We start from the raw sequence: 16,844 nt of genomic DNA on the forward strand, positions 1-16,844 counted from the left end.
ACAACTTCAACCTGAAACTCAGGGCTGTTGGACGTAAGACCCCTTTTGATGCCGTCCTAAAATGGTATGATGAAAAACCAGATATTTTTATTATTAATCCTAACCATTTAAATGTGGGACTAAACAGCCGCAACCGTTCCACATTTAATTGGATATAACTGCTGGTCACGTCTTCGCCTTGCTTATGGTCCACCAGTGCCTTGACCGACTAGGCGGAAATATCTAACGACTCAGACATGGTTATGAAGGTGCGGCGTAAGTCGTGCTTGGAAAAAGGCATATCTGTTTTTTTCGATGGCCTTGGCTAGTTGCCGCACGCCTAAATTCCCTGCTTGATGGCAATCTGGATAAGGTACTGCATACACTCAGCGAAAACCTTTGGCAAACAACGGGGTAATTCAGGCTCTGTTATAATCCGGCTAAGACGTTACCAATCCGACCACCTCAAATAACGTCAATTATTACCAAGGAATTGCCATGCAGCGCACAATAACGATTGATTGCCCGCCCGAATTATTAATGGGTATCCACCTTAGCGCAGAAGACTTTGCCGCGTATCTAAAAAAACAAGCCGCCATCAGTTTGTTCAAGGAAGGCAAATTGTCATCGGGCAGTGCTGCAACGTGGCTAGGCATAGGCCGGGTTGCCTTTTTGCGGATGGCTTTTGATGCCGGAGCCACTTTACTGGAAGATAGCCAAGACGACTTCCAGAGAGAAATGGCCTTGTTATGATCGTCTTTTCCAATACCACGCCCATCATTGCCTTAAACAGTATCCAGCAACTGGATTTGTTGCCTGAATTGTTTGGACACATTCACTTGAAATGACCAACAACGACATCGTTCAAAAACTCTGGAACTTCTGCGACGTACTGCGTGACGATGGCATCAACTACAGCGATTACGTCACCGAAGGGGGGGATCGAAAGACCTTAAAATCCATATAGAGCCAAAAACTTTTGCACCACTACTTACTGGCATTAAACAATAGTGGTGGGGTTGTCCAAAGCGTTGGGGGAGGGCGGTTCAGTTTGAGAATTTATTGGCTTCTCTAATCAAGTCGCCCAGATACGCGGCGCACAGGCTTTACGCCCAACCACATCTGGCCGTAAACACATCCAAACTTCTTGGAAAAAATCACGTAAACGGTCGGCGCGGGTGTCCAAAGCGCGGCAAATTAATAAATCATCCAGCAAAGTCACGCCTCGTCCTACACTATCGCCAATCAATGTTTGCACCACCGCCAATTGCACGGTTGTGGCGGGATAGGCGAACAACGTGCCGCAAGCGGAATGTCCGTCCAGCCCCCAGTTGGCGGCAAACGCCTCAGCATCGATCAACAAACGTTCACGGTAAAATAAGTCGCCGGCGCGGAAGATTTGCCAGTTCATGCCGACTTCGCCGCTGGTGAAACTTTCCTGCGCGGCAGGTCGGCCCAGTGCGAGGATTTCCCAACCGATAAACTTAGCCCCCGCCGCCAATTCCAAACGCATTTCCGCCGCCACTTGTGCGCCTTCGTAAATAATCGTTTCCTGCGGCAACCATTCCAATGATGCCCCGGCCGCCACGGTCAAGGCCACAGTTTGCCGCGCCAGTTTGCCGTCGCTACGATAAAACTTGCCCGCCGCCGGCGTCGTCACCAAGGCCGCGCTATTGGTGGCGGCGTTGATGGTAATCGCCAAACAATCCCCCGCCACGACACCGCCAGGCGGATGCAGGACATACAGATGGCAGACTTCGCCTTCGGGATAAAAGGGACGTTGTACTGTCAAGGGGCCGATATGGCGGCGGTGCGCCAGTACGGTTTTGCCGTGTTTGTATTCAAAGCCCAGTTCTAATTGGGCTTGCCAGCCTTGGGATGATCCGGCACTTATAGTTTCCAAGGTATCTGGGTTCAAAATATTTCCGTTGCTGGTTTAGCGGGGCAGGATGGGCTAAATACCAAAGTGCTTCATACGAATATCAGTGCGATGGGTGTCTAGTTTGCTATGGATCATTTACGCAATGGTTGGGCGCATTTTGCTTAAGTCATGCGGGTGTTAAAAACAAACCCTCATTTCTCCCCCAACAACTCCGTAATCCGAATCGCCGTCGCCAATGCCCGGCGTCCTGCTTCGCCGGACACCAGCGGTTTGCTGCCAGTTTGGATGCAGTTGACGAAATGCTTGATTTCTTCCAACAAGGCATCGCCACTTTCAAACACCGATTCTTCCGTTTCAATTTCAGGGATGCCTGGGAACATTTCTTTTTTGCCCGTGCGGTGTTGGGTCAGGGTACGGTTTTGGAAATCGACGGCGATATACGAACTGGGGCGGAACAGGCGCATTTTACGCTCCAGTTTCATGCTGATGCGGCTGGCGGTGACGTTGGCGACACAGCCGTTTTTGAACAGCAAGCGGGCGTTGGCGATGTCCGTGCCTTGCGTCAATACCGCCGTGCCGCTGGCGTCGATGCGTTCGACTTCGGAATCGACCAAGGCCAGGATGATGTCTATGTCGTGGATCATCAAATCCAGCACGACACTGACATCGTTGGCGCGGGGGTTGAACGGCGACAAGCGGTGCGATTCGATGAACAGCGGTTTTTCGTCCTTATCCAGGCCCAATACGGCGGGATTGAAGCGTTCCAGATGCCCGACCTGCAAAATCAGCTTGTTGGCGGCAGCGGTGGCGATCAAATCATCGGCTTCGGCGACAGTGACGGTGATGGGTTTTTCCACCAGCACATGCACACCGGCATCGAGGAAATCTTTGGCGACGCGATGGTGCAGCGTCGTTGGCACGACAATGCTGACGGCGTCGATTGCACCATTGAGCAGGGATTGGTAATCGCTGAGGGCTTGCGCCCCGTGCTTATCGGCTACAGAGCTGGCGGCGGCAGGATTGACGTCCACCACGGCGACCAGTTCACAATCCGGTAATGACGCGTATTTTTCGGCGTGGAATTTGCCTAAATAACCGGTGCCGATCACGGCGCATCTTAATTTTTTCATGATTTTGTGGTGGATGGTCAAATGCTGTCACTGGGTTTGATAGAGATAACCAGCCGTGACGGGATTGAAGGGGTTTGGCTATTGTAAGCTATCGGAAACTATTCAGAAACCTCATAAACAAGCGTCTGTCCACGAAAGACACGAAAGACACGAAAAGTTTCGTATCCCAATTTTGGGGCTATGTCACCGTTAATTGTTGAAAAGTTTTTATTTTCGGCGCAAAGCCCTATTTAATACGGATTGTGGCTTTTGCTCAAAGCTGCGTCATTTAAGGCTTCCACAATTAACAGTGACATAACCATTTTTTTCGTGTCTTTCGTGTTTTTCGTGGACAAGCCTACTTTTAGGCTTCAACAACTTAAAAGGTTTTGGCAATTGGGATTTTTGATGCTATTATTTTTACCGAACGTTCGTTAGGGATTATTGAGTGACTTCCAAAGAAAAAATTTTAAGCGCGGCAATTTCGTTATTTGCCGAAAAAGGCTATTCCGGTTTGTCGATGCGGCAGTTGGCGAGTGCCGTGGATATGAGTGTCGCGGCGATTTATCATCATTTTCCAGATAAAAACGCGCTTTATATGGCAGCCACCCGCTATGCGTTTTCTGGCAAGGAATTGATTTTTGCCCAAGTTTGGGAAGCGCAATGTCCGGCTTCTGAAAAAATGTATAAATTCGTTCGTGCCTTAATCACCGTCATGTCGCAAGACAATGAATTTTGCCGACTGGTGCAGCGCGAGATTATGGAGGCCGACCCTGAGCGCATGGAGTTGTTGGCACAAGGCGTGTTCAAAAACCAGTTTAATTTATTGTTGCAACTAGCGGCGGAATTGGCCCCTGGGCGGGATAGTTACCTGGTCGCCACATCCATCATCGGCCTAGTTAAAATTTATGTTGACCATCAACCCTTAAATAAATGTTTTCCAGGTTGGCGGCCCGAATATGCTGAACCCGGGGCGATTGCCGCCCATGTGACGGATTTGTTGCTTAATGGCTTGATTGCTAAGGAGCACACATTAAACAACTTCGACAAATGTTATCGCCCAATCCCATAGAGCTTTCAGTTTTTTAAATCTGACCTGCCAGAACGCGAAGTGAAAGGCCATATCAAGCTCTGACAAACGCAGGACTCCCACGATTTAACCCGCCGGCCCGCTTCGGCACTAACTATTTATCCAAGGGGAAGAGTTTACATGCTATCCAAACGACGGGATTATCCCTTACGCAAGCCCATCAATGGCTTGTTGCTGGCGGCAAGCCTGATGACGGCATCTTGCACAATGGGGCCGGATTTTACGCGCCCAGCCGCACCTGAAGTGAAAAGCTACACCCCTAACGCCGAAGCCGAACACACGGTCAAGGCTTTGCAACCAGGCAAGGACTTGCCGGGGCAATGGTGGACGCTGTTCCATTCCAAAGCCTTGACTGCGCTGATCGAACAGGCGATCAAGCATAATCCTGATTTGCAATCGGCCCATGCGACGCTGGTTCAGGCGCGGGAAAACGCCTTGTCCAAACAAGGCTCGTTATGGCCGTCATTAGATGCGACCGGTTACGCAACCCGCCAGCAAATATCGGGCGCACAATTCGGTAATCCCAATTTTCCAGGTTCCGTGTACAGCTTATTCAATACCTCGATTGGCGTTTCTTACACTTTAGATGTCTTTGGCGCGATCCGACGCGAAATCGAAGGGCTGGAAGCGCAAGCACAATACCAACGTTTCCAACTTGAAGCGGCGTTTTTGACGATTGCGTCCAACATCGTCACCACCGCCGTGCAAGAGGCATCGGTACGGGCGCAAATCGACGCCACGCAAGAGATGATTGCCGCACAAACCCAGCAATTGGATGTCATCAAACAACAATTTGAACTCGGCAGCACGTCGAAAACAGCAATATTGGCGCAGCAATCGGCCTTGGAGCAAACCAAAACCACGCTGCCGCCTTTGCAACAACAGCTCACGCAATTGCGTAACCGCTTGAAAATCTTGGTCGGCACGTTCCCCAGCACCGATTTGGCGGCGCAATTTACATTGGAAGAAATCACTTTACCGACCAACTTGCCGCTGAGCTTGCCATCAAAATTAGTCGAGCAACGCCCCGATATCCGCGCCCAAGAAGCCATGTTACATGCCGCCAGCGCCCAAATCGGCGTGGTCATCGCCAGTGTCTTCCCGGATTTTACGCTCAAGGCCAATGTTTCGACGATTGCCACGGAAGCGGGCAATCTGTTCGCCCCAGGCAGTGATATTTGGAATATGACCGCCAATTTGGCACAGCCGATTTTTCATGGCGGGCAGTTGACGCACCAGCGCAAAGTCGCCAAAGCCGCTTATCAACAAGCCGCCAGCCAATACCGCAGCACGGTTTTGCAAGCTTTCCAACATGTCGCCGACACCTTGAACGCCCTGCATTACGATGCCGATGAACTGCAAACCCAAGCCTCTTCCCAAAATGCCGCCCGCGAAACGCTGGAACTGACGCAAACGCAATTCCAAATCGGCGCGGTGAGTTATTTGGATTTGTTGACCGCACAACATGATTACCAACAAGCACACTTAGGCCATATCAAAGCCAAAGCCACGCAATTGGGCGACACTGCCGCGCTGTTCCTTGCTTTAGGCGGCGGCTGGTGGCAACGCGCCGATTTGTCGCAAACGATCACGGATAATCAGCCGAAAGAAAAACCGGTCAGGTCTTGGCTGGAAGAATTTGAACGCTTCCGCAAAGGGAAATAGGGATTAATCAGAATTTTTGTCCACGAAAGACACGAAAAGCACGAAAAATAGATGTTTTAGACGTTGGGTTTACCCATAGGGCATAAAAGCGATAGCGTAACCCAACGCAATTTGCACAGAATGTCGGGTTACGCTATCGCTTTTATGCCCTGCGGGTAAACCCGACCTACTATTTCGTGCTTTTCGTGACTTTCATGGACAAACCAAACCAAATCAACAAACAATTCGCACAGGAAATTAATATGTTCAAGCGTATGCTCATTATGCTCATCGTTGTCGGCGTGGTGCTGGGCGGTGTGTTTGGTTTTATCGAATTCAAAGGGCGCATGATCAAGCAATTCATGACGGCCCAGGGCGAACCGCCGCAAACCGTTTCGACCATCACCGCCAGTTTCCAGGATTGGCTGCCAAAACTCGAAGCCGTAGGCACGCTACGCGCCGCGCAAGGAGTCGAGATCAGCTCGGAAGTGGCTGGCTTGGTCAGTGATATTCATTTCAAACAAGGCGATGCCGTCGCCGCCAATACACCGCTAGTGCAATTGCGCACCGATGATGAAATCGCCAAGCTAAAATCCTTGAACGCCACCGCCGAACTGGCGCGTATCACTTTCCGGCGTTCTGAGGCGCAGTATAACGCCAGGGCCATCAGCCAACAAACCGTGGACATTGACCGGGCCAATCTCAACATCGCCCTTGCCAATGTCGCCGCGCAACAAGCGTTGGTTGACAAAAAAACGATCCGCGCCCCGTTTGCCGGACAATTGGGCGTCCGCAACATCGACCCGGGCCAATTCCTGGAAGCGGGTACGGCTATCGCCACCTTGCAAAACTTGGATACGGTGTACGCGGATTTTTACTTGCCACAACAACATCTCGCCGCGTTAAAAGTCGGACTAGCGGTTAGTTTGGCTGCCGATGCCTATCCTAAGCAAGATTTTTCCGGTGTCATCAGCGTCATCGACCCTAAAGTTGACCGCAACACGCGCAACGTACTGGTCCGTGCCACATTGAAAAATCCTGACCATCGCCTGGTTCCGGGCATGTATGCCAAAGTGCATGTCGTCACTGGCAAGGCGCAATCCTATATCACTGTACCTCGCACCGCGATCAGCTTTAATTCGTTTGGGGCCAGCGTTTTTGTTGTTGAAGACAAGGGCAAGGATGATAAAGGCCAGCCAGCATTGGTCGCCCACCAAGCGTTTGTAACCACGGGTGCGACACGCGGCGACCAAATCAGCCTTATCAAAGGCGTTAAGGAAGGCGGGCTGGTCGTCACATCAGGACAAATCAAGCTGCATAACGGCACAAAAGTGCTGATTGATAATTCGCAGCAGCCCAGCAATGACGCTAATCCACAACCTATTGACCAGTAAGCCACCATGAATTTAACCGACATTTTTATCCGCCGCCCCGTTTTGGCTATGGTCATCAGCATCATGCTGCTGGTGCTAGGCTTGCGCTCGCTCACCAACTTGCCCGTGTTGCAATATCCACGCACAGAAAACGCCGTGGTCACGGTCATGACCGCTTATTACGGCGCCGACCCTGACATTATCGCGGGCTTTATCACCACGCCCTTGGAAACGGTGATTGCCGAGGCCAATGGCATAGATTACATCACGTCGATCAGCCAAAACGGGGTCAGCACCATCACCGCCAATTTGCGCCTGAATTTTGATCCGAACAAAGCCTTGACGGAAATCAATGCCAAGGTCAATTCAATCCTCAACCAATTGCCGCCGGAATCGCAACGTCCGGTGATGAACGTCAAAATCGGCGAAACCATTGATGCGATGTACATCGGTTTTTCCAGCGACAGCTTGCCGGCGAACAATATCACCGATTATCTGGTGCGCACCGTGCAACCCCGTTTGCAATCGGTGGAAGGCATCCAGTTGGCTGAATTATTGGGCAGCAAGAACTTTTCCCTACGCGCTTGGTTGGACCCCGACAAACTCATGGCCTACTCGCTGACCGCCACCGATGTCAGTAACGCGCTAAGACAAAATGACTTTATCGCAGGACTTGGAACGACCAAAGGGCAAATGGTGCAAGTCAACTTGACTGCCTCGACTGGCTTGCATTCAGTCGCCGAGTTTGAAGATTTAATTATAAAACAGCAAGATGGCGCAATTATCCGGCTGAAAGATGTCGCCAATGTCACTTTAGGTGCGGATGATTACGAATCCAGCGTGGCTTTCGATGGCGATAAAGCCGTTTATATCGGTTTGCAAATCGCCCCCAGCGCGAATTTGCTGGAAGTCATAGGCCGTGTGCGCGACGTGTTTCCTGGCATCCAGGCGCAATTGCCGGAAGGCATGAGCGGTAAAATCGTTTATGACTCGACCAAGTTTGTCGATAGCTCCATCCATGAAGTTATCCACACCTTGGTTGAAGCTCTGATTATCGTCACCTTGGTGGTGTTTGCGTTCTTAGGTTCGCCGCGCTCGGTGCTGATTCCGGTGATAGCGATTCCCTTGTCGCTGATAGGCACGTTCACGATGATGCTGATGTTCGGCTTTTCCATCAACTTGCTGACTTTGCTGGCTTTGGTTTTGGCGATTGGTCTGGTGGTCGATGACGCGATCATCGTGGTCGAAAACGTCAACCGCCATCTCGAAGACGGCATGGAACCCATTCCCGCCGCATTATTGGCGGCGAAGGAGTTGACCGGACCCATCATCGCGATGACCATCGTCTTGATTGCCGTGTATGTGCCCGTGGGTTTCCAAAGCGGTTTGACGGGGGCATTGTTCTCGGAATTCGCGTTTACCGTGGTCGGGGCCGTCACCGTGTCGGCCATCGTCGCGCTGACCCTCTCGCCGATGATGAGTTCACGTTTGCTAAAAGCCCACAAACATGACCGTAGTGGCTGGGAAGAACGTCTGGTCGATTGGATAGACCGCAATTTCAACCGCCTGAGCAAAATGTACGGGCGTTTGTTGCATGGTTCTTTGAATTTCCTCCCCGTGACGGCGGTGTTTGCGGTGATTATCCTGGGCAGCATTTATTTTCTGTACACCCATGCCAATAGCGAACTTGCCCCGCAGGAAGACCAAGGCGTCATTATCAGCATCGCCAACACCGCGCCGGATGCCACTTTGCAACAGAAACTGCTGTACAGCCGCCAGATTTTTGAAACTTTCCATAAATATGCCGAAACCGACCATGTTTTCCAACTGGAAACGCCAGGGCAATCCATTTCGGGATTGGTGCTGAAACCTTGGGATGAACGCCTGCAAACCGCCACGCAAATGTTGCCGCAAATACAAAATAATTTGGACAAAATCGCCGGCATCAAGGCCGCCGCATTCCAGCCACCGCCCTTGCCCGGCAGCAGCGGTATGCCTGTGCAATTTGTCATCGGCACCAACGAATCGTTTGAGCAGTTGAACACGGTTCATCAGCAATTCATGACGGAAGCGCGTAAAAGCGGGCGGTTTATTTTTGTTGACAGCGATTTGCGCTACGACCAGCCGCAAACACGGCTAAACATAGACCGCGACAAAGCGGCTTTGCTGGGCTTGACCATGCAGGATGTCGGCTCGTCGTTAGCGTCCATGCTCGGCGGTGGTTATGTCAATTATTTCAGCCTCGATGCGCGGTCTTACAAAGTCATTCCGCAAATACAGCAAAAATTCCGCCTCAATCCTGAGCAATTGCTGGATTATCCCATCCGAACCGCCGATGGTGGTAGTGTGCCTTTATCGACGATAGCCAGCCTCAGCACCGAAACGGTGCCACGCTTGCTAAACCATTTCCAGCGCATCAATGATGTGATGGTGACGGGAGTACCGTTCCCTGGCGTGACTTTAAGTGATGCCCTGGCAACCTTGCAAGACATTGCCAAACGGGTGTTGCCACCGACTTACAGCATCGACTATGCCGGACAATCGCGGCAATTGATCAAGGAATCCAGCGGTTTTTTGTTTACCTTCCTGTTCGCGCTGATCATTATTTTCCTGGCCTTGGCGGCGCAATTTGAAAGCTTCCGCGATCCCTTGATCATTTTGGTGTCCGTGCCAATGTCGATTGCTGGCGCGTTAATTTTTATTGCGCTTGGCATCGGGAATGCCACGCTGAACATTTACACCGAAGTAGGTTTGGTGACGCTAATGGGCTTGATTAGCAAACATGGAATTTTGATTGTCGAATTTGCCAACAACCGGCAAAAACAAGGCATGAGCAAGCGGGAAGCGGTAGAATCTGCCGCCAGCATCCGCTTACGCCCGATTTTGATGACCACGGCGGCAATGGTGCTGGGCGTGTTGCCCTTGATTATGGCAACGGGTGCGGGGGCGGTGTCACGCTTTAGCATGGGTCTGGTGATTGCCACAGGCATTGCGATTGGCACCTTGTTTACCATGTTTGTCGTGCCGGCGGTGTATTTGATGTTGGGCGAAGACCATCATAAAACTGAGGCGAAAACGCTTTAATCGGTTATAGTCCGCAATTTAAAGCATAAATCCTCAACCACGAAGGGTACGAAGGTTGTTGTTTCGTCGTACCCTTCGTGGTGTAAACCGTTTACTAGAAAAGCCCCATGACCCATCCACAAAAATTCTGGGCCGTCGTCCCGGCCGCTGGTGTCGGCAAGCGTATGAACGCGGGCCGCCCTAAGCAATATCTTGAACTCGGCGACAAAACCGTCCTTGAACACACGCTGGCCCGCTTGCTGGAAGCCGGAGTTTTTACTGGCATCGTCGTCGCGGTTTCCGAAGAAGATGGCTACTGGCCTGATTTGCCCATCGCCAGCCATCCGCACATCATCCGCGCCAAAGGCGGCATCGAGCGCGCCGATTCCGTGCTGTCCGCCCTCACCGCTTTGCAAAATACCGCCGCCGATGAGGATTGGGTGCTGGTGCATGATGCGGCAAGGCCGTGCATCACCGCCAGCGACATCCACTTGCTTATCGACACTTTACGCGATGACGCTGTTGGTGGCATTTTAGCGTTGGCCTCGCACGACACTTTAAAGGATGTCGATAAGGTCAATATTTTCGGCACTTTGGACAGAAGCCATATCTGGCGGGCATTAACCCCGCAAATGTTCCGCTACCAAGCCCTCAAGACCGCCTTGGAAACCCACCAAGGCAACCCGGCGATCACCGACGAGGCCAGCGCCCTGGAACTGCAAGGCCAGCAACCGAAAATCGTCGAAGGCCGCCCCGACAACATCAAAATCACCCGTCCCGAAGATCTGGCGCTCGCCCACTTTTATATGGAGCAGTTAGTTATGAGTAAAAAAAGCATGATACGCATAGGCCAAGGCTACGATGTCCACCGTTTTAACGAGGGCGGGCACATTATTTTAGGTGGCGTGAGCATCCCTTACGAACAAGGCCTGGAAGCGCATTCCGATGGCGATGTCGTGCTACACGCCTTGTGCGACGCATTGCTGGGCGCGGTGGCTTTAGGCGACATCGGCAAACATTTCCCCGACACTGACCCCGAATTTAAAGGCGCGGATAGCCGTGTGCTATTACGCCATGTCTACCATATCGTGCAGGAAAAGGGCTACCAATTAGTCAACGCCGATATGACCATCATCGCCCAAGCCCCCAAAATGGCCCCGCACATCGCCGCCATGTGCCAAAATATCGCCGAAGATTTGCAAGTCGCGGTCGATTGCATCAATGTCAAAGCCACCACGACAGAAAAGCTGGGGTTTGAAGGGCGTAAGGAAGGGATTGCCGTGCAGGCGGTTGTGTTGGTGGCTTCGGTTTGATGATAAAAGCACTGGTCATTAATAAACGGTTATTCCGTCACGGTCTCCAATTGTATTAAACTCTGGTTGCAAGAACTGTAGTTATCCACCTTAGCCCAAACAATCCGCTGTTTGGGAACGGGATTAAAGAGGAAAATAACCATGCAATTAACCGCACACGAAAAAGACAAACTCCTAATTTTCACCGCCGCCTTGCTGGCAGAACGGCGCAAAGCGCGTGGCCTGAAACTGAATTACCCCGAAACCGTGGCCTATATTACCGCCGCTATCATGGAAGGCGCACGCGACGGGCGCACCGTTGCCGAGCTGATGGAATATGGGCGCACCTTGTTAAGCCGCGACGATGTCATGGACGGCATCAGCGACATGTTGCCGGATGTGCAGGTGGAAGCGACGTTTCCAGACGGCACGAAGTTGGTGACGGTGCATAATCCGATTGAATAAATCGTTTTTTATCCGAGGCAAATCTATGAAAACAGCACAAAGCAATGCCAGCATGACGGTGAATCTTGATGTTAGCGATAGCAATCGGCTTGCTAGACTGGCGGCATTAAAAAAACAAAGTCCACAAACTGTTTTAAATCAAGCGGTTCACGATTATTTATTACAGGAAGAAGCGCGCCAGGCGTTTATTAATGAAGCGAAAACCTCGTGGGAAAATGTTGCCAAAACCGGACAGCATATTAGCTTGGAGGAATTTGCGGATTGGGTCGATACGGTGCAGAACCAGCCTGACGCGCCTATGCCGACATGTCACAAGTCATACTGACGGAAAAAGCCAGTAGTGATATTTTCAGGTTATACCTATTTTTGTTGGCGAAAAATGAGCCGTCAGCAAAACGGGCTGTGCAAACCATAAAATCGGCTTTCAACTTACTTGCCCAGCATCCAGAGTTAGGCCGTCCGGTTGAAAACGAGCCGGAACTCAAGGAATTATTGATAGATTTTGGCAACAGTGGTTACACGGCTTTGTACCATTTTGAGCAAAATACCGATCAAGTGATTATTCTGGCAATACGCCATCAACGCGAGGCGGGGTATTAATAGCCATCCCCGTTTTATTAAGGAGTCCCCCATGATCCCCGGAGAAATCATCCCCGCCACTGGCGAGATTGAACTGAACGCTGGTTGCGAAACCCTCACATTAACCGTCGCCAACAGCGGCGACCGCCCTATTCAAGTCGGCTCGCATTATCATTTTTACGAATCCAATCCGGCTTTGCAATTTGACCGGGAAGCGGCGCGAGGCTACCGTTTGGACATTCCCGCAGGCACGGCGGTACGCTTTGAACCAGGCCAACAACGGCAAATCCAGCTTGTGCCGTTTGGCGGTTTGCGCCGTGTCTATGGCTTCCGGCAAGCGGTGATGGGCTGCTTGGATTCAAAATCAGCGGAGGTTAAACCATGAGCAAAATCACGAGACAAGCCTACGCCGATATGTTCGGCCCGACCACAGGCGATAAAGTCCGTTTGGGCGATAGCGAATTGTTTTTACAAGTCGAAGCCGACCGCACGATTTACGGCGAAGAAGTCAAGTTCGGCGGCGGCAAAGTTATCCGCGACGGCATGGGGCAAAGCCAAGTCGATTCCAGAACCGCGATGGACATGGTGATTACCAACGCCTTGATTATCGACTACTGGGGCATCATCAAGGCCGATGTCGGCGTGAAAAACGGCCGTATCGCCGCGATAGGCAAGGCGGGCAACCCCGACATCCAGTCCGGCGTGGGTATGATTATCGGCCCCGGCACAGAAATCATCGCGGGCGAGGGCAATATCCTCACGGCGGGCGGCATCGACGCGCACATCCATTTCATCTGCCCGCAGCAAATCGAAGAGGCGTTAAACTCCGGCGTAACGACGATGATCGGCGGCGGTACGGGGCCAGCGACAGGCACCAACGCCACCACCTGCACCCCCGGCCCTTGGCACACACAACAAATGTTGCTGGCTTTGGACGGCTTCCCGATGAATTTTGGTTTGCTCGGCAAAGGCAACGCCAGCTTGCCGGGTGGTTTGGAAGAGCAAATCCGCGCTGGCGCGATGGGCTTAAAATTACATGAAGACTGGGGTACAACGCCCGCCGCGATTGACTGCTGCCTAAGCGTTGCCGAAAACTACGACGTTCAAGTGGCGATCCACACCGACACCCTTAACGAATCCGGTTTTGTCGAAGACACCATCGCCGCCTTCCAAGGCCGTACCATCCACACTTACCACACCGAAGGCGCGGGCGGCGGTCATGCGCCGGACATCATCAAAGCTTGCGGCTTGCCGAACGTGCTGCCGTCGTCCACCAACCCGACGCGGCCTTACACCGTCAACACCGTGGACGAACATCTGGACATGCTGATGGTCTGCCACCACCTCGACCCCAGCATCCCCGAAGATGTCGCCTTCGCCGAATCACGCATCCGCCGCGAAACCATCGCCGCCGAAGACATCCTGCACGACCTGGGCGCGTTCTCGATGATCTCGTCCGATTCGCAAGCGATGGGCCGCGTCGGCGAAGTCATCCTCCGCACCTGGCAAACCGCGCATAAAATGAAAATCCAGCGCGGACATCTATCACCCTCCTTTTCTACAGACCTGGCAGGTTTCCAAAACCTGCCAGGTCTTGAGTCAACGGTAGACAACGACAACTTCCGCATCAAACGCTACATCGCCAAATACACGATTAATCCCGCGATCAGCCACGGCATCGCCCATGAAGTCGGCTCGATAGAAGTCGGCAAACTCGCCGATTTGGTGTTGTGGAATCCGGCGTTTTTCGGCGTGAAGCCGAGTTTAATCTTAAAAGGTGGACTCATCGCCGCCGCCGCGATGGGCGATCCCAACGCGTCGATACCCACCCCGCAACCCGTGCATTACCGCCCCATGTTCGGCGCGTTCGGTGTGACCGCCGCCGCCACGTCGATGATCTTCCTGCCGCAAGCTGCGGTAGAAGGCGGCGTGCCTGCCAATTTGGGTTTGCGTAAACGCATCGGCATCGTCAAAAACACCCGTAACATCGGCAAGAAAGATTTAATCCATAACGCCTATCAACCCGTCATGGAAGTTGACCCGCAAACCTATGCGGTACGGGCGGATGGGCAGTTGTTGACGTGTGAGCCTGTGGCGGTGTTGCCGTTTGCTCAGCGGTATTTTTTGTTTTGAGTTGTTGGATGTAGGATGGGCACGACTTCCTCGCTATCCTCCCGATGATCAATCGGGGATTCTGAGCTTTTGATTGTTCAGAATCAAGACATAAGGATGGGCTGACGTAAGGAAGCCCATCAAAACTATCAATAAATGATATGCTTAGTTTGACTATGTATCTCATTGCGTCAATGCGCTACTCAACTAAAGTCAACAATGAATCGTACAAATTATTTCAATTTCATAAGTGAAAAGATTAACGCGTTTGCCAGACTTATAGAGTCACAAGGCAGCTTGAATCTTCTCGATCATCATATTCATGCGGAAATATTTTTTCGGGACTTTCTGAACTTATTGTTTGGATGGAACTTGAAAAAAACAGAGCATAACAATGAATCAGGAATTGATTTGATTGATGAAAATAATCGAATTGTAGTTTCGGTATCTTCAACTGCAACTAAGCAAAAAATTGAAAGCTCTTTAGAAAACGTTGATTTACGCTTTTCCAATTATGCTTTTAAATTCATGTCTATAGCTAAAGAAGCAAGCAAATTAAAAACTAAAACTTATTCAAATCCACATCAATTAATTTTTAATCCATCAGGTGATATTTATGATGTTAAAACACTGCTGGATTTTATTTCCAGAATGGAAATTAATCAGCTTTTCGATGTTTATAAGTTCATTAAAAAGGAACTTCATCATCATGAAACTTCCGCTGAAAACATAAATCCGATTGATCGTTTCAAAGACTATCTTGCGGATATTGAAAATTGGAAAGAAATCGAAACTGAAGAAGCGGTACCTGAAGAAATTGCTTACTACTACGAACCATATCCAGAATTCAGAGTTATAGAAAACAAAGAATTTCATGAAAAGTATGAAGAACCGTGGTGTTCTCAATTTCCCGATCCTAATTCACACCGATATGAGTATTTAGCTAAATACCACGACACTATTTTGTCTAAAGTTTATGTGGTTGTTTGTGATGGTAATAGATTTTTTACGGCTGAGCCTTCCATATGGCTTGGAGAATCAATAACCGATTGGTTTTATTCATACTATCTCATTGAGGATTCTATTGAATATTTAGTTGGTAAATTGATTCAAGAAAAAGGGGGGGCTGTAAATTTAAGGAATCCTCTAGTTTACGAAGATATTAAAATATTTGATTCAGAAGAACTTGCAAAGGAGTCAATTGATTACGATTTTTCCAATAATTGGTACGAGTATATTTACTATAGCTTTGATAAGAAAACTCAAGTTTACTCTCGAATTGTGGAAGGCGAAAAGGTCGAACTACCATTGAGCTGGTTAAAATGGAGAGGAAATTTAGAGCAATTAAGATGGAAGCCAAATTTACGCTAACACTATAATAGAATAGGATGTGCCTCCTATTGTCGGCTACCCAAGCAGGAGCTTAGGAAGGTGATTTGGTTATCTTAAAAAATTTGCCTTATGTTCGGCATTGTTGAATTAACGAGAGGGTATGAGATGGAATTATTGGTAATAATTTTTTTAATTATTTTTGTTATTTATTCTTTGCAAAGTTCGGAAAAATTTAAACTGCATATGGACACCTTAAATGCTGAATATCAAGCTAAATACAAAGAATTTGAAGATACTTTTCAAAAAGCGTCGGATTTTAACCCTACTTTCCTGTATGTGGGTTTGGATAGGAAGACTGGCATAGCAATTGATGAGCCAAGAACAAAAGTATGTATAGTCAAAAGGAATGGTAATTTGCTAGTTCATCGCGTAATTAGCTACGAGGACATACTTAGCTCAGAGCTGTATAAAGATGGAGAAATCATTTTAAAAACAGTAAGATCAAGCCAGATAAGTGGCGCGGTTGTTGGTGGACTCTTGTTGGGTGGAGTTGGAACAGTAATTGGAGGGCTCTCTGGCAACAAAATACAAAAAAACAACACACAAACTATTATCCTTAGAGTGGTTGTAAATGACCCGACTGATCCGCTACTTGATGTTTATTTCTTGAATTACGAAATTGACAATAACAGTGAATATTACAAGCTTCTTTTGGAAGATGCCCGCCAGTGGCAGGCTCGTATGGATATTTTGATAAAGCGTGCTGAGAGAGAAGATGCCGCTCTTCGAAGAAACGAAACGAGTTCTGTAAGTCTGCCAGATGAATTAAGGAAACTTGCCGAATTAAAGAACAATGGAGTTCTCACAGACGAAGAATTCAATACTCTAAAGGAAAAAATACTCAACCAGTAAGACGCACTAAAA

General features: G+C 49.9%; 15 protein-coding genes and 1 pseudogene. 14 read left to right on the forward strand and 2 right to left on the reverse strand.

Going from position 1 to position 16,844, the window contains the following annotated elements:
- Positions 1-477 precede the first annotated feature (477 nt).
- Complete coding sequence (locus tag PHH59_RS09940) at positions 478-732, forward strand: UPF0175 family protein (RefSeq protein WP_300015022.1); 255 nt, start codon at positions 478-480, stop codon at positions 730-732.
- A 322-nt stretch (positions 733-1,054) separates the two neighbouring features.
- Here the strand turns inward: PHH59_RS09940 and PHH59_RS09945 are convergent, their stop codons facing one another.
- Positions 1,055-1,897, reverse strand: coding sequence for an urease accessory protein UreD (locus PHH59_RS09945; protein ID WP_300015025.1), 843 nt, complete (start codon positions 1,895-1,897; stop codon positions 1,055-1,057).
- Positions 1,898-2,052: 155 nt separating this feature from the next.
- Positions 2,053-2,991 (reverse strand): Gfo/Idh/MocA family oxidoreductase, encoded by a 939-nt coding sequence (locus PHH59_RS09950; RefSeq protein WP_300015028.1) that lies wholly within the window; start codon positions 2,989-2,991, stop codon positions 2,053-2,055.
- Positions 2,992-3,418: 427 nt separating this feature from the next.
- On the opposite strand from PHH59_RS09950, the gene PHH59_RS09955 reads away from it, so the two are divergent.
- From PHH59_RS09955 to PHH59_RS10015, 13 genes and pseudogenes are all read left to right on the forward strand, one after another.
- Positions 3,419-4,042: a TetR/AcrR family transcriptional regulator gene (locus PHH59_RS09955; RefSeq protein WP_300015031.1), complete on the forward strand. Its 624-nt coding sequence runs from the start codon at positions 3,419-3,421 to the stop codon at positions 4,040-4,042.
- Positions 4,043-4,180: 138 nt separating this feature from the next.
- The gene (locus tag PHH59_RS09960) at positions 4,181-5,725 is read left to right on the forward strand and encodes an efflux transporter outer membrane subunit (RefSeq protein WP_300015034.1); all 1,545 of its coding nucleotides are present in this window, start codon (positions 4,181-4,183) and stop codon (positions 5,723-5,725) included.
- A gap of 194 nt (positions 5,726-5,919) precedes the next feature.
- Positions 5,920-7,098 (forward strand): efflux RND transporter periplasmic adaptor subunit, encoded by a 1,179-nt coding sequence (locus PHH59_RS09965; protein ID WP_300015037.1) that lies wholly within the window; start codon positions 5,920-5,922, stop codon positions 7,096-7,098.
- A 6-nt stretch (positions 7,099-7,104) separates the two neighbouring features.
- Positions 7,105-10,161 carry an efflux RND transporter permease subunit gene (locus PHH59_RS09970; RefSeq protein WP_300015040.1) on the forward strand — a complete coding sequence of 1,019 codons (3,057 nt, stop codon included), beginning with the start codon at positions 7,105-7,107 and terminating at the stop codon, positions 10,159-10,161.
- Between the two features lie 107 nt (positions 10,162-10,268).
- Positions 10,269-10,955: pseudogene (ispD, locus tag PHH59_RS09975) on the forward strand (2-C-methyl-D-erythritol 4-phosphate cytidylyltransferase); the annotation flags it as partial.
- A 21-nt stretch (positions 10,956-10,976) separates the two neighbouring features.
- A complete protein-coding gene (gene ispF, locus PHH59_RS09980; protein ID WP_300015358.1) occupies positions 10,977-11,453 on the forward strand; it encodes a 2-C-methyl-D-erythritol 2,4-cyclodiphosphate synthase in 477 nt (158 codons plus the stop codon).
- A 141-nt stretch (positions 11,454-11,594) separates the two neighbouring features.
- Positions 11,595-11,897: an urease subunit gamma gene (ureA, locus tag PHH59_RS09985; protein ID WP_300015043.1), complete on the forward strand. Its 303-nt coding sequence runs from the start codon at positions 11,595-11,597 to the stop codon at positions 11,895-11,897.
- Between the two features lie 25 nt (positions 11,898-11,922).
- On the forward strand, positions 11,923-12,222 hold the full coding sequence (locus PHH59_RS09990) for a hypothetical protein (protein WP_300015046.1): 300 nt from the start codon (positions 11,923-11,925) through the stop codon (positions 12,220-12,222).
- Complete coding sequence (locus PHH59_RS09995) at positions 12,204-12,497, forward strand: type II toxin-antitoxin system RelE/ParE family toxin (protein WP_300015048.1); 294 nt, start codon at positions 12,204-12,206, stop codon at positions 12,495-12,497. Before PHH59_RS09990 ends, PHH59_RS09995 begins: the two co-directional genes overlap by 19 nt.
- Before the next feature lie 31 nt (positions 12,498-12,528).
- On the forward strand, positions 12,529-12,861 hold the full coding sequence (locus PHH59_RS10000; RefSeq protein ID WP_300015051.1) for an urease subunit beta: 333 nt from the start codon (positions 12,529-12,531) through the stop codon (positions 12,859-12,861).
- Positions 12,858-14,609, forward strand: coding sequence for an urease subunit alpha (gene ureC / locus PHH59_RS10005; protein WP_300015054.1), 1,752 nt, complete (start codon positions 12,858-12,860; stop codon positions 14,607-14,609). The genes PHH59_RS10000 and ureC overlap by 4 nt, the downstream gene beginning before the upstream one ends.
- A gap of 198 nt (positions 14,610-14,807) precedes the next feature.
- Positions 14,808-15,959: an SMEK domain-containing protein gene (locus PHH59_RS10010; protein WP_300015058.1), complete on the forward strand. Its 1,152-nt coding sequence runs from the start codon at positions 14,808-14,810 to the stop codon at positions 15,957-15,959.
- Between the two features lie 126 nt (positions 15,960-16,085).
- Entirely contained in the window at positions 16,086-16,832 is a 747-nt protein-coding gene (locus PHH59_RS10015; RefSeq protein WP_300015100.1) for an SHOCT domain-containing protein, read from the forward strand.
- Positions 16,833-16,844 lie beyond the last annotated feature (12 nt).

The sequence above is a fragment of the Methylovulum sp. genome (assembly GCF_028687615.1).
Classification (GTDB): Bacteria; Pseudomonadota; Gammaproteobacteria; order Methylococcales; family Methylomonadaceae; genus Methylovulum.

Bases quoted from the DNA above. Each gene is read 5' to 3' on its own strand.
- PHH59_RS09940 (WP_300015022.1), top strand. From the start codon at position 478: ATGCAGCGCACAATAACGATTGATTGCCCGCCCGAATTATTAATGGGT.
- PHH59_RS09950 (WP_300015028.1), bottom strand. From the start codon at position 2,991: ATGAAAAAATTAAGATGCGCCGTGATCGGCACCGGTTATTTAGGCAAA.
- PHH59_RS09960 (WP_300015034.1), top strand. From the start codon at position 4,181: ATGCTATCCAAACGACGGGATTATCCCTTACGCAAGCCCATCAATGGC.
- PHH59_RS09965 (WP_300015037.1), top strand. From the start codon at position 5,920: ATGGACAAACCAAACCAAATCAACAAACAATTCGCACAGGAAATTAAT.
- PHH59_RS09970 (WP_300015040.1), top strand. From the start codon at position 7,105: ATGAATTTAACCGACATTTTTATCCGCCGCCCCGTTTTGGCTATGGTC.
- ispF (WP_300015358.1), top strand. From the start codon at position 10,977: ATGATACGCATAGGCCAAGGCTACGATGTCCACCGTTTTAACGAGGGC.
- ureA (WP_300015043.1), top strand. From the start codon at position 11,595: ATGCAATTAACCGCACACGAAAAAGACAAACTCCTAATTTTCACCGCC.
- PHH59_RS09990 (WP_300015046.1), top strand. From the start codon at position 11,923: ATGAAAACAGCACAAAGCAATGCCAGCATGACGGTGAATCTTGATGTT.
- PHH59_RS09995 (WP_300015048.1), top strand. From the start codon at position 12,204: ATGTCACAAGTCATACTGACGGAAAAAGCCAGTAGTGATATTTTCAGG.
- PHH59_RS10000 (WP_300015051.1), top strand. From the start codon at position 12,529: ATGATCCCCGGAGAAATCATCCCCGCCACTGGCGAGATTGAACTGAAC.
- ureC (WP_300015054.1), top strand. From the start codon at position 12,858: ATGAGCAAAATCACGAGACAAGCCTACGCCGATATGTTCGGCCCGACC.
- PHH59_RS10010 (WP_300015058.1), top strand. From the start codon at position 14,808: ATGAATCGTACAAATTATTTCAATTTCATAAGTGAAAAGATTAACGCG.
- PHH59_RS10015 (WP_300015100.1), top strand. From the start codon at position 16,086: ATGGAATTATTGGTAATAATTTTTTTAATTATTTTTGTTATTTATTCT.